The organism is uncultured Bradyrhizobium sp. (genome assembly GCF_964252615.1).
Classification (GTDB): domain Bacteria; phylum Pseudomonadota; class Alphaproteobacteria; order Rhizobiales; family Xanthobacteraceae; genus Bradyrhizobium.
Genome location: NZ_CAXUNQ010000002.1, coordinates 211,019 through 235,253 on the forward strand (window position 1 = coordinate 211,019; position 24,235 = coordinate 235,253).

General features: G+C 63.2%; 20 protein-coding genes. 3 read left to right on the forward strand and 17 right to left on the reverse strand.

All coding sequences use genetic code 11. The features are described 5' to 3' along the window. Positions 1-216: 216 nt before the first annotated feature. Positions 217-2,940, reverse strand: a complete 2,724-nt coding sequence (locus ACFE72_RS02245; protein ID WP_375411408.1) for a molybdopterin-dependent oxidoreductase — start codon at positions 2,938-2,940, stop codon at positions 217-219. Then, the gene (locus ACFE72_RS02250) at positions 2,937-3,764 is read right to left on the reverse strand and encodes an FAD binding domain-containing protein (protein WP_375411409.1); all 828 of its coding nucleotides are present in this window, start codon (positions 3,762-3,764) and stop codon (positions 2,937-2,939) included. Before ACFE72_RS02250 ends, ACFE72_RS02245 begins: the two co-directional genes overlap by 4 nt. Before the next feature lie 150 nt (positions 3,765-3,914). Between ACFE72_RS02250 and ACFE72_RS02255 the strand changes: the two genes are divergently transcribed. Then, positions 3,915-5,261, forward strand: a complete 1,347-nt coding sequence (locus ACFE72_RS02255) for an 8-oxoguanine deaminase (protein ID WP_375411410.1) — start codon at positions 3,915-3,917, stop codon at positions 5,259-5,261. Positions 5,262-5,429: 168 nt separating this feature from the next. Here ACFE72_RS02255 and ACFE72_RS02260 read toward each other — a convergent pair whose 3' ends face one another. From ACFE72_RS02260 to ACFE72_RS02275, 4 genes are all read right to left on the reverse strand, one after another. After that, positions 5,430-6,509 carry a BMP family ABC transporter substrate-binding protein gene (locus tag ACFE72_RS02260; protein ID WP_375411411.1) on the reverse strand — a complete coding sequence of 360 codons (1,080 nt, stop codon included), beginning with the start codon at positions 6,507-6,509 and terminating at the stop codon, positions 5,430-5,432. 75 nt (positions 6,510-6,584) lie between these two features. Beyond that, the gene (locus ACFE72_RS02265; protein ID WP_375411412.1) at positions 6,585-7,502 is read right to left on the reverse strand and encodes an ABC transporter permease; all 918 of its coding nucleotides are present in this window, start codon (positions 7,500-7,502) and stop codon (positions 6,585-6,587) included. Further along, the gene (locus ACFE72_RS02270; protein ID WP_375411413.1) at positions 7,489-8,580 is read right to left on the reverse strand and encodes an ABC transporter permease; all 1,092 of its coding nucleotides are present in this window, start codon (positions 8,578-8,580) and stop codon (positions 7,489-7,491) included. The genes ACFE72_RS02265 and ACFE72_RS02270 overlap by 14 nt, the downstream gene beginning before the upstream one ends. Further along, positions 8,564-10,132: an ABC transporter ATP-binding protein gene (locus ACFE72_RS02275; RefSeq protein WP_375411414.1), complete on the reverse strand. Its 1,569-nt coding sequence runs from the start codon at positions 10,130-10,132 to the stop codon at positions 8,564-8,566. The genes ACFE72_RS02270 and ACFE72_RS02275 overlap by 17 nt, the downstream gene beginning before the upstream one ends. 559 nt (positions 10,133-10,691) lie before the next feature. Between ACFE72_RS02275 and ACFE72_RS02280 the strand changes: the two genes are divergently transcribed. Continuing rightward, on the forward strand, positions 10,692-11,801 hold the full coding sequence (locus ACFE72_RS02280) for a hypothetical protein (RefSeq protein ID WP_375411415.1): 1,110 nt from the start codon (positions 10,692-10,694) through the stop codon (positions 11,799-11,801). Positions 11,802-11,853: 52 nt separating this feature from the next. On the opposite strand, the gene ACFE72_RS02285 is transcribed toward ACFE72_RS02280, so the two are convergent. From ACFE72_RS02285 to ACFE72_RS02310, 6 genes are read right to left on the reverse strand one after another with little or no spacing between them, the layout of a single operon-like run. Continuing rightward, a complete protein-coding gene (locus ACFE72_RS02285) occupies positions 11,854-12,354 on the reverse strand; it encodes a nucleoside deaminase (RefSeq protein WP_375411416.1) in 501 nt (166 codons plus the stop codon). After that, on the reverse strand, positions 12,354-13,886 hold the full coding sequence (locus tag ACFE72_RS02290; protein WP_375411417.1) for an ABC transporter ATP-binding protein: 1,533 nt from the start codon (positions 13,884-13,886) through the stop codon (positions 12,354-12,356). The genes ACFE72_RS02285 and ACFE72_RS02290 overlap by 1 nt, the downstream gene beginning before the upstream one ends. Beyond that, positions 13,883-14,566 (reverse strand): cysteine hydrolase family protein, encoded by a 684-nt coding sequence (locus ACFE72_RS02295; RefSeq protein WP_375411418.1) that lies wholly within the window; start codon positions 14,564-14,566, stop codon positions 13,883-13,885. Before ACFE72_RS02295 ends, ACFE72_RS02290 begins: the two co-directional genes overlap by 4 nt. Before the next feature lie 4 nt (positions 14,567-14,570). Continuing rightward, complete coding sequence (locus ACFE72_RS02300; protein ID WP_375411419.1) at positions 14,571-15,497, reverse strand: ABC transporter permease; 927 nt, start codon at positions 15,495-15,497, stop codon at positions 14,571-14,573. A 15-nt stretch (positions 15,498-15,512) separates the two neighbouring features. Beyond that, complete coding sequence (locus ACFE72_RS02305) at positions 15,513-16,622, reverse strand: ABC transporter permease (RefSeq protein ID WP_375411420.1); 1,110 nt, start codon at positions 16,620-16,622, stop codon at positions 15,513-15,515. Further along, positions 16,619-17,728 (reverse strand): BMP family ABC transporter substrate-binding protein, encoded by a 1,110-nt coding sequence (locus ACFE72_RS02310; protein WP_375411421.1) that lies wholly within the window; start codon positions 17,726-17,728, stop codon positions 16,619-16,621. The genes ACFE72_RS02305 and ACFE72_RS02310 overlap by 4 nt, the downstream gene beginning before the upstream one ends. Positions 17,729-18,129: 401 nt before the next feature. Between ACFE72_RS02310 and ACFE72_RS02315 the strand changes: the two genes are divergently transcribed. Beyond that, the gene (locus ACFE72_RS02315) at positions 18,130-19,458 is read left to right on the forward strand and encodes an allantoate amidohydrolase (protein WP_375411422.1); all 1,329 of its coding nucleotides are present in this window, start codon (positions 18,130-18,132) and stop codon (positions 19,456-19,458) included. Here ACFE72_RS02315 and ACFE72_RS02320 read toward each other — a convergent pair. The 5 genes from ACFE72_RS02320 to ACFE72_RS02340 all read right to left on the reverse strand — a co-directional run bounded on the left by ACFE72_RS02320 (position 19,455) and on the right by ACFE72_RS02340 (position 24,234). Further along, a complete protein-coding gene (locus ACFE72_RS02320; RefSeq protein WP_375411423.1) occupies positions 19,455-20,774 on the reverse strand; it encodes a dicarboxylate/amino acid:cation symporter in 1,320 nt (439 codons plus the stop codon). The two genes, ACFE72_RS02315 and ACFE72_RS02320, sit on opposite strands and share 4 nt — an antisense overlap. A gap of 85 nt (positions 20,775-20,859) precedes the next feature. Then, positions 20,860-21,876, reverse strand: a complete 1,017-nt coding sequence (locus ACFE72_RS02325; RefSeq protein ID WP_375411424.1) for a formamidase — start codon at positions 21,874-21,876, stop codon at positions 20,860-20,862. Between the two features lie 92 nt (positions 21,877-21,968). After that, a complete protein-coding gene (locus ACFE72_RS02330) occupies positions 21,969-22,736 on the reverse strand; it encodes an ABC transporter permease (protein ID WP_375411425.1) in 768 nt (255 codons plus the stop codon). Further along, positions 22,733-23,497 (reverse strand): ABC transporter permease, encoded by a 765-nt coding sequence (locus tag ACFE72_RS02335; RefSeq protein ID WP_375411426.1) that lies wholly within the window; start codon positions 23,495-23,497, stop codon positions 22,733-22,735. The genes ACFE72_RS02330 and ACFE72_RS02335 overlap by 4 nt, the downstream gene beginning before the upstream one ends. Then, positions 23,494-24,234, reverse strand: a complete 741-nt coding sequence (locus ACFE72_RS02340; protein WP_375411486.1) for an ABC transporter ATP-binding protein — start codon at positions 24,232-24,234, stop codon at positions 23,494-23,496. Before ACFE72_RS02340 ends, ACFE72_RS02335 begins: the two co-directional genes overlap by 4 nt. Position 24,235: the final 1 nt, after the last annotated feature.

Here is a 24,235-nt window from a genome sequence, read left to right on the forward strand (position 1 = left end):
TGCACACATCTCGCCGTCATGCCCGGCCTTGTGCCGGGCATCCACGTCTTTCTTTCTGATGTGGGGCAAAGACGTGGATGGCCGGGACAAGCCCGGCCATATGCACCCATCCCGGCCGTCATGGCCGGGCTTGACCCGCGTATCCATCCCCTTCGAAAGGACTGTTCCGAAGATGGATGGATACGCGGCTCAAGCCCGCGCGTGACGGAGTATATGTTACGCGCCGAACTTCTCCTTCAACGCCGGCCAGATCCGGTCCGGCTTGAACGGCACGCTGGTGAAGCGAATGCCGGTGGCGTCCGCCAGCGCGTTGCCCATCGCCGCTGCGACCGGATTGTACGGGCTTTCGCTCATCGATTTCGCGCCCATCGGACCGATCGAATCCGCAGTGTCGGCGAAATACACTTCGGTGCGCGGAATGTCGGCGAACGACGGCAGATGGTAATCGCGGAATTTGGGATTTGTCACGCGGCCGGCGTCGTCGATCACCATCTCCTCGTACAGCGTGGCGCCCAGCGATTGCGCCACGCCGCCCTCGACCTGGCCGCGGCATTGCATCGGATTGGCGACGCGGCCGGCATCGGCGGCATGAACGCTTTTGAGGATCTTTATCTCCCCGGTGCCCCTGTTTACCGCGATGCGGAAACCCTGGACGTTAAAGGCGACCGAGCGCGGCGTGCCGGCGGAACTGCCGGTTGCGCTCAGCGTCCTGTCCTGCGCGCGCGCGGCCTGCGCAAGTTCGGTAAAGGACAGGCGCCGTTTGCCGCATACCGCGGCATCGCTTTCCAGAATGCACGGCTCGGAACCGATTGCGGTCGCCGCGGCGGCGAAACGCCTCAGCTCGGCGGCAAGATTCTGGGCGGCGACCTGCGTGGCAAGCCCCGCGACGAAGACGCCGGCGCTGCCATAGGCGCCGGTGTCGTGCCCGCCATTGGCGGTGTCGGACTGTTTGAGCAGGATGCGGTCGACCGTGGTCGCCAGCGCGGACGCTGCGATCTGGCGATGCACCGTGCTGGTGCCGTTGCCGAATTCGGCGGTGCCGACGATCAGGTCGAAGCCACCATCGTCACGCAGCGAGATTCTGGACTCGGAAATGTGTCCGTCGGGCGGCACGGTATCGATCATGGTCAGTGCGATGCCGTCGCCGGTCAGCCAGTCATCGGATAAATCCGGTTGCCGCATTTCCGCGGCCATCGCGCGCTCCACCAGATCGAGGCATTGATCGAGCCCGTAGCTGCCATAGTGCACATCCGTGTGTGCCGTATCGGCGGGAGTGAGCATCGGGTCGCCGCGCTTCACGATGTTGCGGCGGCGCATCTCGAAGGGACTGATGCCGAGTCCCTTCGCCAGTTCGTCGATCGCGGCTTCCACGGCGAACAGCGTTTGCGGCAGGCCGTAGCCGCGGAAGGCGCCTGATGGAACGGTGTTGGTGTAGGCAACGACGGCATCGACCCTCTTGTTCGGGCAATTGTAGACGCTGATCGATTCGCCGCAGGCATGGAACAGCACCGGACCGGCGTGATTGCCGTAGGCCCCGGTATTCGAGAGCACGTCGAGCTGCAGCGCGGTGAGCTTGCCGCTGCTGTCGGCGCCGGCCTTCACGACGACCCGCATCGGATGCCGGGTCGAGGTTGCGATGAATTGTTCCTCGCGGGTCAGTTCCAGCTTGACCGGCCGGCCGGTTCTTAGCGCCGCAAGCGCGAGAACGTCCTCGACGAACATTTCCTGCTTGCCGCCAAAACCGCCGCCGACGCGTTCGCAAAACACTCGAACCTTGTCCGACGGCAGATCGAAGATGTCCGCAAGGGCCCGGCGGGTGAGAAACGGTGTTTGCGTGCTGGAACGGACGTTGAGAATACCATCCGCATCGACCCAGCCGAGGCCGCCATGCGTTTCCAGCGCCGCATGTTGCACGCGGTGGGTGGTGAAAGCGCCCTCATAGGTCACCGCCGACGCCGCCAGCGCGGTTGCGACATCGCCGAATTCGCCGCGGGTTTGCGCGACAATATTGCGTTGCGCATCAGCGACGCGCTGCTGCGACGTCTTGTCGGGATGAACCAGCGGTGCATTTCCTGCGATCGCGTCGGCAGGGTCGAACACCGCCGGCAGGATGTCGTAGACGACCCGGAGCCGGCGGCAACCTTCTTCGGCCGCAGCCTCGGTTTCGGCGATTACGGCTGCGACTTTCTGACCGACAAAACGTACGACGGGGTCAAGCACGCGGGTGTCGTCCGGGTCCATCTCGACAACTTCGTGCCGCGCGGTAGAGAACAGTTTTGCCGGCGCGTCCTCATGCGTCAGCACCGAATGTACGCCGGGAACGGCCAGCGCCGCGGCCCTGTCGATCGAGATGATTCTGGCGTGAGGATGCGGCGAGCGCAGCAGCTTGATATGCAGCAAGCCGTCCATCGCCGTATCGAAGGTATATCGCGCCGCACCTCGCACCACCTGAGGTCCTGCGGGCGCAGGCAGGCTGCGGCCGAAGGCGGTGCCGGCGGCGGCGTCCTCGATGGTGTTGACGCCGTTGAGCGCATCCTCGATGGCGCGATAACCGGTGCAGCGGCACAGATTGCCTTTGAGCGCCGCGCCGAGATCCTGCCGCTGCGCCTGGTTCAACGAAGCACAGGTCAGGATCATGCCGGCGGTGCAGAAGCCGCACTGGAAGGCCTGCGCATTGAGGAAGGCCTGCTGCATCGGATGCATGCCGCCGTCGGGCGCCAAGCCTTCGATGGTGGTGATGGTGCGGCCGTCGGCGCGAAAGGCGGGGATGATGCAGCTGTGCACCGGCTCGCCGTCGAGCAGCACGGTGCAGGCCCCGCAGTCCCCGGCGTCGCAGCCTTTCTTGACGCCGAAATGCCCAAGCTGCCGCAGAAACGTCCGCAGGCATTGGCCCGCATTCGCTGTTTCCAAAAACTCCTTGCCGTTGACGTTAAACCTCATCGCCGCGGCACGCTTTGCAGCTCGGCGCGAATTTCTTCGGCCAGACGCAACGTCATGTGTTTGCGCCATGCCGGCTTGCCGTGGACATCGTCATGATAAAGCTCGTCGGGAATGCGATGCAGGATCGCGTCGCGCAGTTCGACCGGCTGCGGGATTCCGGCAAAGCAAAACCGAACAGGGCGCACGGTCGATGCCGTCACCGTCAGCGCCAGTGTGCCGTCGGCGCCGAGGCTGCCGATCAGCAGTGCCGCCGACCGGCCGACGGGCGTCAGCGATATCTGGCGAAACGCGGAGCGCCGTGCCAGTGCCGCGACGGGGATTTCGATCTGCCGCAGCAGGTCGCCGGGCGCCAGTACATTGCGCTGGTTGCCGGTGACAAAATCGGCGACGCCGACGGTTTGCTCGCCGCCGTCAGCCTTCCACAGCGTGCATACGCCATCCAGCGCGGCCGTCAGCGCGATCATCGGGCCGGCCGGCAACGACATGCATAGATTGCCGCCGACGGTGGCGGTCTTCCAGATCTTGAAGGAGGCCAGAAACGCGCGGCAGCACTGGTCGATCAGCGGCGATGCAATCCATTCGGACGGGCAGGGCAATGCATTGAGCTCGGCGATGGTGCACGTTGCGGCGATGGTCAGGCTGGTTTCGTTGATGGTCAGCGCCGGCCATTTGAAATCGGTGATGTCGATCAGCCGCGTGAGATGGACCTGCGGCTCGGAGAACAGCCAGGTCCCGCCGGCAAGCCAGGCATCGCTTGCCGTCCAAACGGGCAGTTGTTCCCGCGTGCGCGGGCGTGCAACGTCGGTGACGGTGTTCAAATCCATGGATACGCTTGCGCTTTCAATGCGATGGCCGTCTCATTACACAGTCCTGCAAGACCGACGCCAACTATCGCAGGATCGGCCTGGTCCTTGAATTGCAGGATAAGCGCTGACGCGTGCTGGTGACCCTAACTTTCGGAGACGACTTTAGCCATGGACCAAACGCGGGCGATCTGGATCAAGGACCCTTTGGCCATCCTGGCCGATGGCGCGGAACGCGGCATCGTGGTTCGGCAGGGAAGGATCGTCGAACTGGTGCCGAAGGGCGGCCAGCCGGCGACCTCCGCTGCGTGCTTTGAGTCCGGCGGCCATGTGGTGCTGCCGGGGCTGATCAACACCCACCACCATTTCTATCAGACGCTGACGCGCGCGCTGCCGGCCGCACTCGATCGCGAATTGTTTCCCTGGCTGCAGGCGCTGTATCCGGTGTGGGCGAGGCTGACGCCGGAAAATCTCGAACTCGGCGTCACCGTCGCAATGTCGGAGCTGCTGCTGTCCGGCTGCACCATGACGACCGATCATCACTATGTCTTTCCCGCCGGGCTGGAGGACGCCGTCGACATCGAGGCGGCGGTGACGAAACGCCTGGGTATGCGCGCCCTGCTGACCCGCGGCTCCATGAACCGTTCGCAGCGGGACGGCGGTCTGCCGCCGGAAAGCGTGGTGCAGGACGAGGACGCGATCCTCACGGACAGCGAGCGCGTGGTCGCAAAATACCACCAGCGCGGCGAGGAGGCCATGGTGCAGATCGCGCTGGCGCCGTGTTCGCCGTTTTCGGTGACGACATCGCTGATGAAGGCAACAGCTGCGCTAGCCGACCAACTCGACGTCCGCCTGCACACTCATCTTGCGGAAACCGAGGATGAGAACGAATTCTGCCAGCAGATACATGGCTGCCGGCCGCTGGACTATATCGAGCACTGCGGCTGGCTCAATGCCCGGTCCTGGCTGGCTCACGGCATCCATTTCAACGCGGCCGAGATGAAGCGGCTTGGCAGGGCGAAGACCACGATCAGCCATTGCGCGTGCAGCAACCAGATCCTGGCGTCCGGCTGCTGTCCGGTCTGCGACATGGAAGAGGCGGGGGTCGGAATAGGCCTTGGCGTCGACGGCTCGGCGTCCAACGACGGATCCAACCTGATGCAGGAAGTCCGCGCCGCGTTCCTGCTGCAGCGCGCCCGCTACGGCGTCGGCCGCGTCAGCCACAAGGATGCGCTGCGCTGGGCAACCAAAGGCTCCGCCGCCTGCGTCGGGCGTGCCGAACTCGGCGAAATCGCGGTCGGAAAGATCGCCGATCTCGCGCTGTTCAAGCTCGACGAATTGCGCTTTTCCGGCCATGGCGATCCGCTGGCAGCACTGGTGCTGTGCGGCGCGCACCGCGCCGACCGGGTGATGGTCGGCGGCAAATGGGTGGTGCTGGACGGCGCGATTCCAGGGCTGGACGTGTCAGACCTGATCCGGCGTCATAGTGCCGCCGCGAGGGCGATGCAGTACGGATGATCAACTCCGTCGTCATGGCCGGGCTCGTCCCGGCCATCCACGTCTTGTGTCTCGAAGAAAGACGTGGATGCCCGGCACAAGGCCAGAGCATGACGAAGGAGGTACGGCTCTCGCCAACCAAAAGTTCGGGCACTACTGTCCGGAACTTGCCTCCTGGAAGCCCGGCTTTTATTTCCCCGGAATCTTGTCGTCGATGCCCTTGACGTAGAAGTTCATGCCCAGGATCTGGCCGTCGGCGAGCTTGTCGCCGCCCTTGCATTCGACGTCCTTGCCATCCTGGCCGACAACCGGACATTTGAACGGAAACAGCTTGCCGTCCTTGATGGCTGCCTCGGTTTCCTCCGCGGCCTTCTTCACGTCATCGGGCATGTTGGTATAGGGCGCCATCACCACCATCTTTTCTTTCAGGCCATCCCAGATGTCTTCCGACTTCCAGGTGCCGTCGAGTTCCGCCTTGACGCGCGCGATATAGTACGGACCCCAGTTATCCATGATCGAGGTGAGTTGCGCCTTCGGCCCGAACTTGATCATTTCGGAATCCTGGCCGAACGCGAGCTTGCCGCGTTCGGAGGCGACCTGCATCGGTGCCGGACTGTCGGTATGCTGCATGATCACGTCGGCGCCCTGGTCGAGCAGCGCCTTGGCGGCGTCCGCTTCCTTGCCCGGATCGAACCATGAGTTCACCCAGATGATCTTGACCTTGATGTTCGGATTGACGGTCTGGGCGCCGATCATGGTGGCGTTGATGCCCGAGATGACTTCCGGGATCGGGAACGAGCCGATGTAGCCGAGCACCCCGCTCTTCGACATCTTGGCGCCGATCTGGCCCTGGATATAGCGGCCTTCGTAGAACCGGCCGGAATAGGTCGACATGTTCTCGGCGCGCTTGTAGCCGGTGGCATGCTCGAAATGTATCTTGGGGTATTTCTTCGCCACCTTCAGCGTCGGCTCCATGTAGCCGAACGAGGTGGTGAAGATCAGCTTGTTGCCCGCGCGCGCAAGCTGTTCGATCGAGCGCTCGGAGTCCGGCCCCTCGCTGACGTTTTCGAGAAACGTCGTCTCGACCTTGTCGCCGAACTCCTTGAGCATGGCGAGGCGCCCGAGGTCATGCTGGTAGGTCCAGCCGAGATCGCCGACCGGGCCAAGATAGATGAAGCCGACCTTGAGCTTGTCGGCGGCTGACGCGCCGAACAGCCCTGCTCCGGTCGTGAGCATTGCTGCTGTCGCCGCGATGAGGATTTTCCGCATTATGTTCTCCTGACACTGACGGGTGGACTGTCTCTCCTGAAGCGCGGCGCCCCGTCGCGCGCGCATCGGGCACATTCATCGATCGGGCACGAACACCGTTCCCAGCGCCGCAGGGGCGGTCGAGCCGCCGGTGCGCGCCCGCGAAATCAGCACAAGAACGATCACCGTTGCCAGATACGGCATGGCCGACATGAGTTGCGAGGGAACGCCGATACCCCAGCCCTGCGCGTGAAGTTGCAGGATGGTCACCGCGCCGAACAGGTAGGCGCCGATCACCAGCCGGCTCGGCAGCCACGACGAAAACACCACCAGCGCCAGCGCGATCCAGCCGCGCCCCGCGGTCATTCCCGGAATGAAGAACGGGGTATAGGCGAGCGGCAGATACGCCCCGGCGAGCCCTGCGCAGGCGCCGCCGAACATCACCGCGAACATGCGGATTTTCAGCACCGGATAGCCGAGCGCATGCGCCGAGACGTGGTTGTCGCCGGTGGCGCGCAGGATCAGCCCGGCGCGGGTGCGGTAGAGGAACATCGAGACGCCGACGATCAGCAATATCGAGAAATAGACGAAGGCGTCTTCGCCGAACAAGATGCGGCCCACGAACGGGATATCGCTCAGGCCGGGAACATAGAGATGCGGCGCCGGCGTGATTCTCTCGCCGACGAAGCCGGAGCCGATCAGGCCGGACAGGCCAATGCCGAGAATGGTGAGCGCAAGGCCCGTGGCCACCTGATTGACCGCGAGGCCGAGCGTCATCACCGCAAAAATCAGCGCCAGCGCCGCCCCCGCGACGATGCCGCAGATGGCGCCGACAAGGACCGAGCCTGACAGAAAAGCCCCGCCGAATCCGCAGGCGGCGCCGACGATCATCATGCCTTCGACGCCGAGATTGAGCACGCCGGCGCGCTCGGCGACCAGTTCACCGGTGGCTGCGATCAGCAGCGGCGTCGATGCCGCAAGCACTGCAAGAATGATCGCCTCAAGCAGTCCCACGGGACACCTTTCGCGCCGAGGGGATCAGGCGGAAGCGATACAGAATCAGCGAATCGCAGGCGAGAACGAAGAACAGCAGAATGCCCTGGAATACCTTGGTCACGTCCAACGGGATTTTCATCGCGATCTGGGCCTGCTCGCCGCCAATAAAGGTCAGTGCAAGGAAAAGGCCTGCAATAAGTATTCCAATCGGGTTCAGGCGGCCGAGAAACGCAACGATGATGGCAGTGAAGCCATAACCCGGGGAGATGCCGGGTTGCAGATGTCCGACCGGGCCCGCGACTTCGATGATTCCAGCAAGGCCTGCCAGCGCTCCGGAAATCACGAACGTCAGGAGGATCAAGTGGTTGGAATTGAACCCGCCGAAACGCGCGGCGCGTGGCGCCGCCCCGACGACGCGGATCTCGAATCCCTTGATCGTCTTGCCCAGCAGCACCGTGGCCGCGGCGACAACCACGAGGGCGATGACGGCGCCAAGATGCAGGCGGCCGCCTTCGATCAGCACCGGCACCGTTGCGACCGGATCGAACTCCGCCGTGGTCGGGAAATTGAACCCCGCCGGATCGCGCCATGGCCCGCGGACGAGATAGTCGAGCAGCAGGTCCGCGACATACACCAGCATCAGGCTGGTGAGAATTTCGCTGGCGCCGAATCGCACCTTGCAGATGGCGGGGATCAGCGCATACAGCGCGCCTGCAATCGCGCCGAGCAGCAGCATGGCGGGCATTACCCAATAGCCGGCTTCGGTACCCTGGGTTTTCACCGCCAGCCAGCTTCCGGCAACGGCACCGATCAGGAACTGGCCTTCGGCGCCGATATTCCAGACATTGGCGAGATAGCAGAGCGACAGTCCGACGGCGATCATCACCAGCGGCGTCGCCTTCACGGCGATTTCCTGCAGCGAATAGGCATCCGTCAGCGGGGCGATGAAATAGACTCCGAGCGCCGAGACCGGATTCTTGCCGAGAATCACGAACAGAATACTCATGGTCGTAATGGTCAGCCCAATCGCGACCAGGGGCGAGATCAGCGCTATGGTCGCCGATCTCTCCGCGCGCTTTTCAAGCACCAACTGCATGAAGCGGCTCCTTCTGTGCTAAGGTGCTTCCGCCCATCAGCAGGCCGAGCTTTTCGCGGCTGGCGTCGGCAGCAGGTAGCGGTTCTGACAGCCGTCCATGAAACATCACCGCGATGCGGTCCGTGATCTCGGCAAGCTCATCCAGATCCTGGCTGGTCACCAGCACTGCGGTTCCGGCTGCGGCAAGATCAAGCAAAGCCTGGCGGATCACCGCGGCGGCACCGGCATCGACACCCCAGGTCGGCTGGCTCACCACCAGCAGGACAGGATCGCGGAGAATCTCGCGGCCGACGATGAATTTCTGCAGATTGCCGCCGGACAAGCTCGCCGCTTCCGGATCGCGCTTGGCTTTGCGGACGTCGAAAGCCTTGGTGGCGCGATCGACCGTGGCGAGCGTGGCGGCCGTATTGACAAAGCCGTGCTGGACCATCCCGCTTGCGGCATGGCCGGTCAGCAGCGCGTTCTCCGACAATTTCATGCGCGGCGCGGTGCCGTGGCCCAATCGCTCTTCCGGCACGAACGCGGCGCCGAGCTTGCGCCGCTGCGTGATGGAAAGGTGCCCCGCCGCGTGTCCGTCGATCACCACCGTACCGGGGTCCTGCGCCAGCCGTTCGCCAGACAGCGCGGCGAACAGTTCATCCTGACCATTGCCGGCGACGCCGGCGATGCCCAGGATTTCACCACCCTTGAGCTCCAGTGAGATCCGTTCAAGCCGCACGCCATGCGGATCGTCCGGCTCCAGGTTGAGATCGTTGACTACCAGGCGCGGCACTGTGGTCCGGCGTCCCGCAGCGGCCACTTCCTTGATGTCGGCGCCGACCATCATGCGCGCGAGCGATGCAGCGGTTTCGAACTGGGGATTGCAGGTCGACACCTTCTTGCCGCCGCGCAGGATGGTGGCAGTGTCACACAATCGCTTCACCTCTTCCAGCTTGTGACTGATGTAGAGGACGGCCCGGCCTTCCGCCTTCAACCGGCCCAGTACGGCGAAGAGCTGATCGGCCTCCTGCGGCGTCAGCACCGCGGTGGGCTCGTCAAGGATCAGGAATTTGGGGTTTTGCATCAGCGCCCGGACGATCTCGATGCGCTGCCGCTCGCCGACCGAGAGCCGCCACACTTCGCGCTTCGGGTCGAGCGGAAGCCCGTAAACCTTGGATACTTCCTCCAGTCGCGCGGACATGTCCCTGAACGGTTCCTTGCCGTCGAGACCCAGCGCCACATTCTCGGCGACGGTGAGATTGTCGAACAGCGAGAAGTGCTGGAACACCATGCCGATGCCCCGCGCGCGCGCTTCCGATGGGCCGGTGAGGATCATTTTATCACCCTGCCAGCGCATTTCACCTTCGCTAGGCTGAATCAAGCCGTAGATGGTCTTGACCAAGGTCGACTTGCCCGCGCCGTTTTCGCCGAGCAGCGCGTGGATCTGCTCGGGCCAGATGTCGAGGTCGATGGAATCGTTAGCGAGAAAAGTGCCGTAACGCTTGGTAAGCCCAATGGTCTGAAGCAATGGCGTTTGGCCGGGACGCGGGCCGGAAGGCGTCGGATCTGACATTCGCTGTCACAGGTGTGAGGAACGGCTGCCTCAATACTGTGCTAAATTGCGGTGCAAGGTAAGTATCGAAAAAGCGCCAGCGGTTGCTCAGCTCTTCAGCAGAGCCGCCGCGTGATTCCCCGCCGGCGAGACCGCATGCTCCACTGCCGCTTCGGTCGTGAGCGGACTGCAAATCATGTTGCATATTTGTAACGGGTTAAACCAAATCGGAACTGCCGTATCGAGCCTGCCACGAAGTTGAGCAGCGTCATTCCGAATGTGAGAACAGCGGCAAACCCCGATTCGAACCAGTCCGCTGGCGCGATCGGGGCTGTGTCAGATCGTCGCAAAATCCCAATCAAAACGGGCGCAACCCGTATTGCGGGCCCGTTTCGGAGCAAGTGCCGAGAACGGCCGAGGCTGCTGCCCGACCGGCTCTAACACGCTGATGCCGAGGCCATTCTTGATGAAACTTGCGGCATGCCTTGGGAAAACTTGAGGCTTCTCACGCTGAGCGAACGGCGCAAGTGTTTGGTCCAAGGGCCTCGATCGGTCGATCGTCAACTTTGGGGGTAATCCAATGTCCTTTCGTCGCAATGCAATAGCAGCAGCCGTGCTGTCACTTGCCGCTCTCGCACCCGCGGGCTTCGCCGGCGCCGCCGACATGGCGGTGAAAGCCGCCAAGCCGATCGCCGATGTGCCGTTCTTCTTCGTGATCGACGACCGGGTGTCGTATTCCTACATTTTCACCGGAGCCCAGCCCGGCATGTTTACGGTCAATCCGAATGGATCGATCAATGCCAAGACCGCCAAGCAGGTCTACTCGTTCACCCACTTCGACGCATGGGCTTACGGCACCAACTTCTTCACCATCTCGCTGTTCAAGTCCGACCACAACGACCCTGCGGCGCCTTGCATCAACGCCGGCATCAGCGCCACCTTCGCTCCGGCAAGCTGCGCGGGTGCGACCGAAATTTACGGTCTGTTCCGCTCGACCTTTGGCTGGAACGAAATCTTCAATACAAAGGCTTTCAGCGTCGGGCCGCTGCACAATGTCTCGTTTGAAGTCGGCATGGACGCCAACACCGAGAACCGGTTCTTTGGCGCCGCCAAGCGCGATGTCGTTGCCGGTCTGCAGTTCGCCTTCGATCTTCCCTACAAGGGTTACTTCAACGTCGCTCCGTTGGTGTATTGGGAGTTCTACAACCACAACTCATTCGCCCAGTGCAACAGCGGCTTTTCCGGCCCGGTTGCGGGTGTAAGCTGCCTGACCGACGGCAACACTTCCTTCAAGCCGACCTGGGCGGTCGAAACCAACTATTACATGGACCTCGGATTTCTGCCGCCCGAGTACCAGTTCTTCTCGATCAGCGGCCGCGCGGCCTGGTACGGCAAAAAAGGTACGGATACCGAACCCTTGCCGTTCAGCGCGGCGAATGGTGTTTTCAACACCGCGGTCGAGTTCAACTCGGAGCCGATCCGCCTGACCTTTGACGCTTCCAAAGCCTTCTGGGGTCCGAAATACACGCACTTCGTCGATGTCTGGGTCGCCTACCGCTACTGGCAGAACAAGTTCGGCCTCGATCATAACCGCGCCGTCGCCTGTACGGCAGTGGTGGGCGGTGCCACCGTGAGCAACGGTTCCTGCACCGAGAGCTCGCTCTATTCAGGCATCACCGTGAAGTTCTGATCGCTTCACCTCTTCCGCTGTTTCCCTCTCCCCGCCGCTTTGCGGGGAGAGATCAAGTATCCCACGCTCCTTCGTGCACCGCCTCCGCCTCGTCCTCCAGCATCGGGCCGATCACCTCGGTCGGACGCTGTCCCCGCGCCAACACCTCGCGGCATGGCAGATCGAGCGTCGGATTTTCCGGATGGTTTCCGGTGACGGCGCGCAGCCGCCGTTCGCTTAAGCCATAGACCAGCCGGCCGATGCCAGCCCAGTAGATCGCGCCTGCGCACATCGCGCACGGCTCGGCAGACGAATATAGCGTGGCATTGCGCAGGATATCCGGACTGAGGGTGGTGCAGGCCTGGGTCGCGAGCAGGCGCTCGGCGTGCGCCGTCCCGTCATGCGCCGGCATGTAGCCATTCTCGGCCTCGATCAGGACGTTGCGGTTCTGGTCGACGAGGACGGCGCCGAACGGATGGTTGCCGCGGGCGACGGCACGGCGGGCGACATCGAATGACCGGCGCAGGAAATGCTCGTCGCGTTCGGACGCGCCCGGATCCGGAACGTCGGCCATCAATGTCCAGCCATGTGCCGTCCGATTTCCGTAAGGTCGGCCTCGCTGGCGCGCGCCTCATAGACGAACTGGCCGTGGAACATGACGACCAGACGATCCGAGAGTTCGAGCAGTTCGTCAAGGTCTTCGCTCACCAGCAGCACCGCCGCGCCGCGGTTGCGTGCGGCCATGATCTCGGCGTGGATTTGCGCCACCGCCGCGAAATCCAGACCAAAACAGGGGTTGGCAGCGATCAGAACTTCCACCTCGCCGCCGAGCTCCCGCGCCAGCACCGCGCGCTGCACGTTGCCCCCCGACAGCGCCGAGATCGGCGTATCCGGCGTGCGGGTCTTGATCTTGTAGAGCCCGATCTTCTTTTCAGCCTGTTCGCGAAACGCGGCGCGATTGAGCCACCAGCCACCGCGCGCGAACGGCGCGCGGTCGAATTCGCGGAATGCGATGTTGTCGGCGACGCTCATGCCGCCGACGCAGGCGTTCTTCAGCGGCTCTTCCGGCAGCAGCGACATCTTGTGCCGGCGCATTTCCTCGCGGCTGGCGTGATAGGCATCGCCGATGACGCGGATTTCGCCGCACTCGGCCTCGCGCTGGCCGGCCAGCACTTCGACCAGCTGCCGCTGGCCGTTGCCGGAAACGCCGGCGATGCCGACGATTTCGCCGCCGCGCACGCTGAGCGATACATCGCGGACCGCGACCGCGCCGGCGTCATCGAGCGCGTTCAATTTGCTCAGCTCAAGCCGCGTCGCGCTGACTTCTCCGACGCGCGCCGGCTGCACCGTCAGCTCTTCCGCGCCGATCATCATGCGCGCCATGCTGTCCGGCGTCAGCTCGGCAACCCGGCCGCAGCCGGCAAGCTTTCCGCGCCGCAGAATGGTCACCTCGTCGGCGAATGCCATCACCTCGCGAAACTTGTGCGTGATCATCAGGATGGTCAACTCGCCATCGACGACCATGCCGCGCAGCATGCCCAGCACCTCGTCGGCCTCGCCGGGCGTCAGCACCGAAGTCGGCTCGTCGAGAATAAGAAAACGCCGCTTCAGATAAAGCTGCTTGAGGATTTCGCATTTTTGGCGTTCGCCGGCGGAAATGTCGGAGACGCGCGCGTTGAGCGGCACCTTGAACGGCATCCGCCCCAGAAATGCTTCCAGCTCTTTCTTTTCCTTGGGCCAGTTCACGATGGCCGGAACGTCGTCGCGCGCCAGCACCAGGTTTTCGGCAACCGTCATCGCCGGCACCAGCGTAAAATGCTGGTACACCATGCCAAGCCCGAGCGCGTGCGCATCCTTCGGATTGGCGATCGCCTGCTCGCGGCCGCCGACCAGCACGCCGCCTTCGGTTGGGTGATAATAGCCCATGATGCATTTTACCAGCGTGCTCTTGCCGGCGCCGTTCTCGCCGAGCAGCGCATGGAACGAGCCGGGCCGCACTTTGAGTTCAACGTTGTCCAGGGCGACGAAATCGCCGAAGCGCATGGTCATGGCGACGGCGTCGACGCCGAGTGCGCCTTCCGGCGCCGGGATTTCGCCGACGATCATGACAGGGCTCCGATCATCGCTCCCGAGGTCGCAACGGCGCCGAACACGCCGCCTTGCATCTTGATCATCTTCAGGGCGTGGTCGTGGTTGCTCCTGTCGGTGGCAGCGCAGCAGTCCTCGATCAGCACGCATTCGAAACCACGGTCGTTGGCCTCGCGCATGGTGGTATGAACGCAAACGTCGGTGGTGATGCCGGTGAGCACGATGTTCTCGATGCCGCGCAGCCGCAGCATCAGCTCCAGATCGGTGGCGCAGAACGATCCCTTGCCGGGCTTGTCGATGATCGGCTCGCCGGACCGCGGCGCCAGGTCCGGAATGATCTCCCAGCCGGGTTCGCCGCGCACCAGCACGCGGCCGCACGGACCGGGGTCGCCGATCCCGGCGCCGATCTGGCGCGAGCGCCAGCGCTTGTTGGCCGGCAGATCGGTCAGGTCGGGGCGATGACCTTCGCGGGTATGGATGATGTGGAAGCCTTGTTCGCGCATCACCGCGAGCAGCCGCCTGATCGGCTCGATCGGCGCCCGCGTCAGCGACAGGTCGTAACCCATTTTATCGACATAACCGCCGACGCCGCAGAAATCGGTCTGCATGTCGATGATGATCAAGGCGGTGTTCGCCGGGCGTAAGTCGCCATTGTACGGCCAGGCATAGGGTTCGGACTTCAGATAGCGCTCGGCCATGGTTTCATCTCGTGATGGACAGTTCGGCGGGCGCGCCGGTCAGCGTGCGTTTCGGCGAGCAGGTGATGATCATGATCGCCAGCGTCAGGATGTAGGGCGCCGCATTGAACAAATGATAACCGGAGGTGACGCCGACCGATTGCAGCGCCGGTCCGAGTGCGGCAGCACCTCCGAACGCCAGCGACGCCCACAGGCACAGCATCGGATCCCATCGCGCGAAGATCACCAGCGCGACCGCGGTGATGCCCTGTCCGCTGGAGAGGCCCTCGTTCCAGCTGCCGGGATAGAACAGCGACAGGAACGAACCGCCGATTCCGGCAAGGAAACCGCCGACCATCGTGGCGCGCAAGCGGATCGCAAGCACGGAATATCCCATGGCGCGCGCGGCGTCCGAACTCTCGCCGGCGGTGCGGATCAAGAGGCCCCAGCGCGTGGTTCGAAATGCCCAGAACAACATCGGCGCAAGAGCGACGCCGATCAGGAACAGCACGTTGATCCGCAACGCCGCTCGAACCTGCGCGACGTCGCTCCACGCGCCGAAATCGATCGCCGGCAGCCGCGGCGCCGTCGGCTCGATCAGCGGCTTGCCCAGATAAAAGGCGAGGCCGGTTCCGAACAGCATCAGCGCGATGCCGACGGCGACGTCGTTGACCCGCGGCAGCGAGCAGATGCCGGCATGAAGCGCGCCCAGCAGCGCGCCGGCCACACCGGCGGCGAGAACGCCGAGCCAGGGCGAGCCTGAAAGGTACGAGATACCGTAGGCGCTCATCGCGCCCATCACCAGCGTGCCTTCGAGGCCGAGATTGATGCGGCCGCTGCGCTCGGTGATGCATTCGCCGAGGCTGACGAACAGAAACGGCGTCGAGACGCGGATGGCGCCGCCGAACACTGCGAGCGGGACGGTCCAAAGTCCGATCGTTCCGTCTGCCATCAGATTCGGGCCATCTCAGGATTTGCCTTTCAGAAAGCCGATCCGCCCGTACAACGCGTCGCTTGCGAGCACGGCAACGAAGATGATTCCCTGCAGCACCAGAACGGAGGCATCGGGCAGGCCGAGCCGGCGCTGCAATAACCCGCCGCTGGCGCTGATTCCACCAAGCAGGATCGCAACCGGAATGACCGCCAGCGGATTCTGCCGCGCCAGGAATGCGACGAGAATGCCGGTGAAGCCGTAGCCGGCGGCGAGATTGGCGTTGGTGCGGCCCTGCACTGCGGCGACCTCGACCATTCCCGCAAGCCCGGCTGCGGCGCCCGCTATAAAGCAGATCGTCAAAATGAGCTTGCCGACACTCAGGCCCACGATTTTGGCGGCGCGGATATTGCCCCCGGCCACCCGCGCGGCGAAGCCGAATACGGTATGATGGATCAGAATGTAGGACGCGACGGCGGCGATCACGCCGAACGCCAGACCCCAGTGCACGTCGGTGCCGGGAATCGACCCGATCATGTTCACGGCGCCGATTTCGCGCGTCGACGGCTTGTTGAGACTGGCGGGATCGCGCATGACGCCCTCGACCAGATGATTGAGGATCGCCAGCGCGATATAGACCAGCAGCAGGCTGGAAATCGTTTCATTGACGCCGCGGTAATGGCGAAGCCCGCCGGCCAGCATGATCCAGAGCCCACCGCCGATCATCCCGGCGCAAACCATTGCGAGCTGCACGACGAATGGCGGCGCCGATTGCAGCGTCAGCGCCGTGCCGGTCGCCGCCAGAGCGCCGATCAGCAGCGCGCCTTCGCCCCCGATGATCACCATGCCGAGCTGCGCCGGCAGCGCCGTGCATAGCGCCGTAAGGATCAACGGCGCCGCGCGCGTCAGCGTGTTCTGCCACGAAAACCACGTGCCGAAGGCGCCCTGGTACATATAGAAATACAGATCGAGCGGGCTTTTGCCGAACAGGGCGACGAATAGGCCGAACACCCCCAGTGCAGCGATGAGCGCCGCGCCGGGAATGAGGCCGTATTCGATGGTGCCGCCATAACGCTGCAACAAACCGGGGTCGGCGGCTGGAGCGATGGCAGTGGCCTCGACGGAATCCGCGACCTCTGAAGTCAAGAAGTCGCTCCGATCACGCCGTCAACCAGATAGTCCATCTTCTCGAGCTCGGGGTCCTTCTGCCCACGATCGGTGCCGGCGGTGATCATGGTCTTGCCTTTGTTGTCCGTGATCGGACCCTTGAAGATGACGTAATCGCCGGCGATCAACCGGGCCTTGACGTCGTCGGCATGTTTGCGCGCTTCCGCCGACACGGCTTCGCCATAGGGCGAGCACTTGACGATTTCTTCCTTCAGGCCGCCGCGATAAAAATTCGGAATGGATTCCCCCGCCGCGATCATCTTGACGAATTTCGGGTAGAGCGCTTCCCAGTTCCATTCGGCGCCGGTCAGATACGCCTTCGGGGCCAGCGGCGACTGGTTGACGTGATAGCCGCATACCATCGCGCCGCGGCGGGCCGCGTTCTCCACCATGGTCTTCGGTCCGTCGACATGGCAGGTCAGGACATCGACGCCCTGGTCGATCAGACTGTTGGTAGCTTCGGCTTCCTTGACCGGCATCGACCAGTCGCCGGTGAAGATCACCTGCGTGGTGGCTTTCGGGTTGGCGAGTTTGGCGCCGAGCGTGAACGCATTGATGTTGCGCAGCACCTGCGGGATCGGCTTGGCGGCGACGAAACCCAGCTTACCGGTCTTGGTGGAATAGCCGGCCACGATGCCGGAGATATACTGCGCCTCGTCGATGTAGCCGAAATAACTGCCGGCGTTTTTCGGGTCCTTGTCGCTCCACAATCCACCGCAATGTTCGAAGCGAAGTTTTGGGAATTTGTTGGCCATCTTGATCATATGCGGGCTGTAGTAGCCGAACGAGGTCGGAAACAGCAGCGTCGCGCCGTCCAGGTTGATCATCGATTCCATGGTTTTTTCGCAGGCGTCGGTTTCCGCGACTTTCTCTTCCTCGACGACCTTGAGCCCGGAGATTTTCTTGAGTGCGGCGGCCCCCTGCGCGTGGGCCTGGTTGTATCCGTAGTCGTCGCGCGATCCGACATAAATGAAGCCGATCGTGGTGTCGGCTGCGCGCGCGCTACGTGCGCCGAACGCCGTGCCCAGCGTCATCGCGGCGCTGCCCTGCAGCAGGCGCCGTCGTGAAATCTTGCCAAAATCCATCGGTTGCTCCCTTTGGCGGACGGACCGCCGCTGATTTCGCGGCCGCGCCGATCCGGCGAAGCCCCGGACCGGATGTCGCAAGCTTCGTGCCAAAGCTTATTTCGCAGGCATACCTTATTAAGATATTGAAATAAAACGCATTTATACACGATATATAGGAGGTTCAAAACTTGTGCACCGGTCGTTTAGATTAAAATTTAATCGACATTTTGTTATTGTATGCAAGGGAGTTGAGCAGACCGCAGCTTCTCCCTGGTCCGGCGATCCTCGGATGTGCCGACTGGTCAAGGTCGCCTTGGCTGGATACGAGTGGGATAGCTTGCGCTCGCATCCAGCCCGATCCGCTGGCATTGAACTTGTATCGAATTTTAGAGCGCGGTCCGCATCACCACTGGACAGACATGAGCGAAACGGAAGCGGGCATCGCCGGGCTAAAAGCTGCATCGCTGGGCGAGGAGATCGTCGCCCGCATCAACGAACTCGGGAAAATATCCGAAACACCCGAGCATCTGGCGCGCATCTTTCTCACCGAACAGCACCGCGCCGCCGCCGATCTGCTGCTCGGCTGGATGCGGGCAGGCGGAATGCGCGCGCATCTCGATGCGATCGGAAACGTCTGTGGCCGTTATGAAGGCGAGCGGTCCGGAATGCCATGCCTGATGCTGGGCTCGCATTACGATACGGTCCGCGATGCCGGCAAATGGGATGGCCCGCTCGGACTGATCACCGCGATTTCCTGCGTAGCCGACCTGAACAGGCGGGGACGACGATTGCCCTTCGCCGTCGAAGTGACAGGTTTCGCCGACGAGGAAGGCATCCGCTTCGCGTCCACGCTGCTGGGCAGCCGGGCGGTCGCCGGCAGTTTCAATGAGAGCGTGCTGAATGCCAAAGACCGCGCGGGAATTTCGATGCGCGCGGCGCTGTTGCAATTCGGCCTCGACCCCGAGCATATCGGCGCGGCCGCGCGGGTGCGCAGCGAACTGCTCGCATACGTCGAACTCCACATCGAGCAGGGACCGGTGCTGGAAGCCGAACATCTGCCGGTCGGCGTTGTTACCGCGATATCGGGCGCGACTCGGCTCGCCGTCGCGCTTGCAGGCATGGCCGGACATGCCGGCACCGTGCCGATGGCACTTCGCCGCGATGCGCTGGCGGGAGCCGCGGAATGCATCGTCGCGATCGAGCAGTTCTGCCGGACCGACCAGGGATTGGTCGGGACCGTCGGCACCATCAACGCGATGCCGGGCGCCACCAATGTGATTCCGGGGCGGGCTTTCTTCACCATCGACATGCGCGCGGCTTCCGACGCGCACCGCAAAATGGCGGTCGCCGATGTCGTCCGGCAAATCGAAAGGATCGCCAAGCGCCGCGAGCTTGCGCTTCAGATCGACGTCACCCATGAAAACCGCACGGTGCCCTGCGCGCTTTGGCTCAAGCGGCAGGTGGCGGATGCGATCGCGGACGAGGGTTTTCGCGTGTTCGAATTGCCGAGCGGGGCAGGCCATGATGGCATGGCGATGATCGATATCGCGGATGTCGCAATGGTGTTCGTACGCTGCCGCGGCGGCATAAGCCATCACCCGGACGAGCATGTCGAGCCGGACGATGTCGACGCCGCCGCCCGCGTGTTGCTGCGGCTGATCGAGAATTTCCGGGCGCGGGATGCCTCAGTCGCAGCGCCGTCTTCACCTTTCCCGCTTGCGGGAGAGGCGAACGGCGGCGCTTCCTAACCCGCCGTCACATCCACCAGTTCGTGGCCGTCGAGCACACGGCGTGCTTTGGCGCGGTCGAGATCGCCTTCCCATGCCGCCACGACGACGGTGGCGACGCAGTTGCCGATCAGGTTGCCGAGCGCGCGGGCCATGCCGATGAACCAGTCGACCGACAGCACCAGCACCAGCCCGATCGCGGGAATGCTGGGAACGGCGTTCAGCGTGGCCGCCAGGATCACGATGGCGGAGCCGGGAACGCCGTGCGCGCCCTTGGACGTGACCAGCGACACGCCGAGGACCAATAGCAGATCGCCGAACGACAGCGGCGTGTTGGTCGCCTGCGCGATGAACACGACGGCAAGGGTCAGGTAGATCGAGAATGCATCGAGGTTGAACGAGTAGCCGGTGGGAATTACCAGCCCCACCACCGAATCCTTCACCCCGAGCCGCTCCAGCTTGCGCATGATCTGCGGAAGCACCGCATCCGAAGAAGCGGTGGCGAGCACGATGGTCAGTTCCTCGCGCAAATAGCTTAGGAATTTCAAGATGTTCAGTCCGGCAAGTGCCATCACGCCGCCGAGTACGCCGAGCACGAAAATCGTCACGGAGACATAGAACAGGGCGACCAGCGAGATCAGCTGCTTGAGCGAGCCGACGCCGTATTTGCCGACCGTATAGGCCACCGCTCCCAGCACGCCGAGCGGCGCGAGCCGCACGATCAGCCCCATCGCCCGGAACAGCACGGTCGATACCGCATCGATCAGCGCGCCGATGCGCTCGCCTTTTTCGCCGCCGACCAGGGCGAGGCTGATGCCGAAGATGATGGCGAAGAACAATACCTGCAGCACGTCGTTGCGCGCCAGCGCATCGAACGAGGTGGTCGGAATGATGTTCAGCAGGAAGCTGCCGATGCCGCCGCCCTGCAGTTTGTGCGCGTTGTCGGCGTAGGCGTTGAGCGCTTTGGAATCGAGCGTGGATGGATCGATGTTCATGCCGTGGCCCGGGCCGAACAGGTAGGCGAGCAGCAGGCCGACCACCAGCGCGACCGTGGTCATCACCTCGAAATATACCAGCGCCTTGACGCCGACCCGCCCGACCTTCTTGAGGTCGCCGGCGCCGGCGATGCCGTGCACGACGACGCAGAACACGATCGGCGCCACGATCATCGAAATCAACTTCAGGAACGCGTCACTGAAAATCTTCAGGCCGACGGCGAAGTCGGGAACGGCCATGCCGAGCACGATTCCGAGCAGCAGCGCCGCCAGAACCTGGACAAACAGCGACGTGTACAGCGGTTTTCGCGCGGTCGGTGCCGTGGCGGTGATGGTCGACATCGGGCGCTTTCCTTTGCTCGGGCATCAGTCGGCGAACAGGAGCAACAAGCATGCCAGCCGATCGGCCGTCGGTCGAATCAGCGGGTTATTCCGCCGCCTTTGCCGCCCCCGACCCGAACATTCGCGTGGGGGCGGCAAAGCCGCAGGAGGTGCCGTCGGTCATCTTGACGTGATCCTCCCATGGCAGCCGGTAGGTGCCGGCGACCATGTCGTGCATGAAAGTATAGGGACAGTCCATCGCGCCGCCTTTCACAGCAACATAGCCGCGGTGCCAGAGCTGGTAGATGTTGTTCTCGACGCCCCAGTGAATCCGCGCCTCGCGCACCAGGTCGGGCCGCACTTCGGCGGTGATGATCTCATCGGCGCGCCCGGTCGTGCCGTGGGCGATGATGCTGCCGTCGAAATTGACGATCATGCCTTCGCCCATCGAATCGAACGAACCGTCGGAACCGGACATGCAGACATTGGCGGTCACCATCAGGTTCTGGAATGCATTGGCCTGATTGGTGAAGCGCCAGCTTTCGCGGATCGGCGCGGTGTAGCCGGCGGTGCGGATCATGATCTCGGCGCCCTTGTAGGCGCACTCGCGCGCCATCTCCGGAAACATGCCGTCGTGGCAGATGATCAGCGCGAGTCTTGCGCCCTTCGGTCCGTCGATCACGGGAATCCCGATATCGCCGGGCTCCCATGGCTCGACCGGAATCCAGGGGTGGAATTTCCGGTAGTACAGTTTTATGTCGCCGTGGTCGTCGATGATCAGGCCCGAATTATAGGGATTGCCGTCGGGGTTGAACTCCATGATGGAGAAGCAGCCCCAGATCCTGTTGTCGATGCAGGCCTGCTTGAACGCCACGACCTCCGGTCCGTCAAGACGGCACATGATTGCGGGATTGGTGTCCATCGACAGGCCGTGCAGCGAGTATTCGGGGAACACGACAAGGTCCATGGTGCCCAGATTGCGGCGCGCCTTGCCGACCATGGAGACGATCTTGTCGGTCTGGCGCGCCAAATCCTGTTGTGTCGCCACATTGGGTAATTGCAGTTGAACAAGCCCGATGACGACGCCTTCCGGCGACTTGTTGAGACCGCCAAGTCCGTTCATGATTCCACTCCATCAGTTGTGATGAAATGGGGGCAAGTAACGTGCCAGCCGGACGTCTGTCTGGCCGAACGTCTGCCCGCGAAGCGTTGCAGTCAGTGCCCGGCGTTGCGCCATTTCAGCAGGCGCTGCTCGGCAAACGACATTGCCACAGCCGTCGAATACCCGATCACGCCGAGCAACATGACGCCGGCGAACAGGTCGGCCGACCGGAAGGATCGTGCCGACAGCAGGATCCAGTGTCCCAATCCGTCGAGGCCGGCCAAAATCTCGCAGACCACCGATAGAATCAGCGCCACGGTCAGGCTCAAGCGCATGCCTGACAGAATGTCGGGACATGCCGAAGGCAGCGCGATCTTGAAGATCACCGCCGGCCGTGACATGTGCAGCGAACGGGCCACCTCGTAGAGCCGAGGTTCGACCGCCGCAAATCCGTGAATCGTCGCCAGCAGCATCGGCCAGATGGCGCCGAACGCGATCACGAACAGCGCCATGCCCTGGGTTAAGCCGAGCATCGCAATGGCGACGGGAATGACCGCGGACACCGGCAGCGGTCTTAAGAATTCGAGCGACGGCGCGACATAAGTGCGCATGGTCCGCGACGATCCGATCGCCGCGCCCAGCGCGATGCCGGCAACCGACGCAGCGAACCAGCCATAGGCCATGTGCTCCAGCGTACCCAGCACTTTGCTCCAGAGATCTCCGCCGCTGAAGCCGCGCACCAGCGACGCCCATGCGCGGTCGGGTCCCGGCAGAAAAACCGGCGATACCAGGCGCGCGTCGGCGATCATCTGCCACAATGCGATGAAACCCGCGGCAACGAGGAAACTGGCGGCGCGCCAGATCGGCACGAAGCGGTTCATGCCGCATCTCCTGCCAACGCCGCACGTCCGAACAGGTGACGTTGCGCCGCCACCAGGCTGAAGTTCAGCACATATCCCACCGCGCCGATCCAGGCCAGATAGGCCAGCATTAGGTCGGGCCGCAGCGCCTGCTGTGCCGTCATGATCGCGGCGCCAAGTCCGATCGGATTGATCGCGATCTCGACCGTGACGGCTACGATAAGCGCGATGCCGGCGGCGAGCCGAAACGCGAGAAAAATCCGTGGCAGCGCGGCCGGAACGATGATCTTGCGGACCCGGTCGGCCGAAGAAAGACCCAGCGCGCGCGATACTTCGATCAGGCGCGGCTCGATACCGCCGATCGCAGCGCGGCTGAGGATCAGGATCGGCCAGAGACAGGCAAATGCGACAATCACAATCTCCATCCGGTATCCGAAACCCAATGCAATCAGCGCGATCGGCAGCAGCGCGATGGAAGGGATCGGACGGATCGCTTCGATGGTGACTTCCATCAGCCGGTCGACGATACGAAAAATTCCCAAGGCGATGCCGAGAACAAGGCCGACGCCGCCGCCGACCGCCAATCCTGCAAACGCCGAGATCAGCGTGTCGCGTGTCGCAACCAGGACCGAGCCGTCCCTGAGGGCTTCGACGAGTGCGGTCGCAACGGCGCTTGGTGGTGCGAGGGAATCGCTGTGCAGGTCGATCGCGCGAGCCCAGATTTCAAGCACCACGAGCGCGGCAATCGGAAGCACGAACGCCTTGGTCCGCTCCGGGATCATGTTTCCGAGGCCTTGATGAAATCGAACAGTTCGCGCCGCAACGCCAGGAATTCCGGATTCTCCCGGGTGATCAGTTGATCGCGCGGCCGTGGCAGATCGATCCTGAGTTCGATGCCGATACGGCCAGGATGAGGCAACAGACCGATGACACGGTCGCCCAGATAGATCGCCTCCTCAAGATCATGCGTGACGAATATGACCGTCGCCTTGCTGGCTTCGACAAGCGACAGCACTTCGTCCTGCAATCCTTGGCGCGTCATCGCATCCAGCGCGCCGAACGGCTCGTCCATCAGCAGCGCTTTGGGTTCCTGCGCCAGGCAGCGCGCAATCTGCAATCGCTGTTGCATGCCGCCCGACATCTCCGCCGGATATTTCCCGGCATGGCCGGGCAGTCCTACTTTTTTCAGCAATTCGTCGATGCGGGCGGCGCGCAGGGAAGCGGCGATGCCGCACGCTTCCAGCGCCAGCGAGACATTGCCGGCGGCGGTTCGCCATGGCAGCAGCGCCTTGCCGTAATCCTGAAACACGATGGCGATGTCGCGCCGCGGCGCCAGCATCGCGTTTCCGTCGAAGATCACGGTGCCGCTGGTCGGCTGATACAATCCTGCCGCGAGGCGCAGCGCGGTGGTCTTGCCGCAGCCCGATGCGCCGATAATGCAGAGGAATTCGCCCGACTTTACCTCGAAGCTGACATTTTCAATAATGGTCTTGCCGCCGAGATCGAGCGTGACATCCATG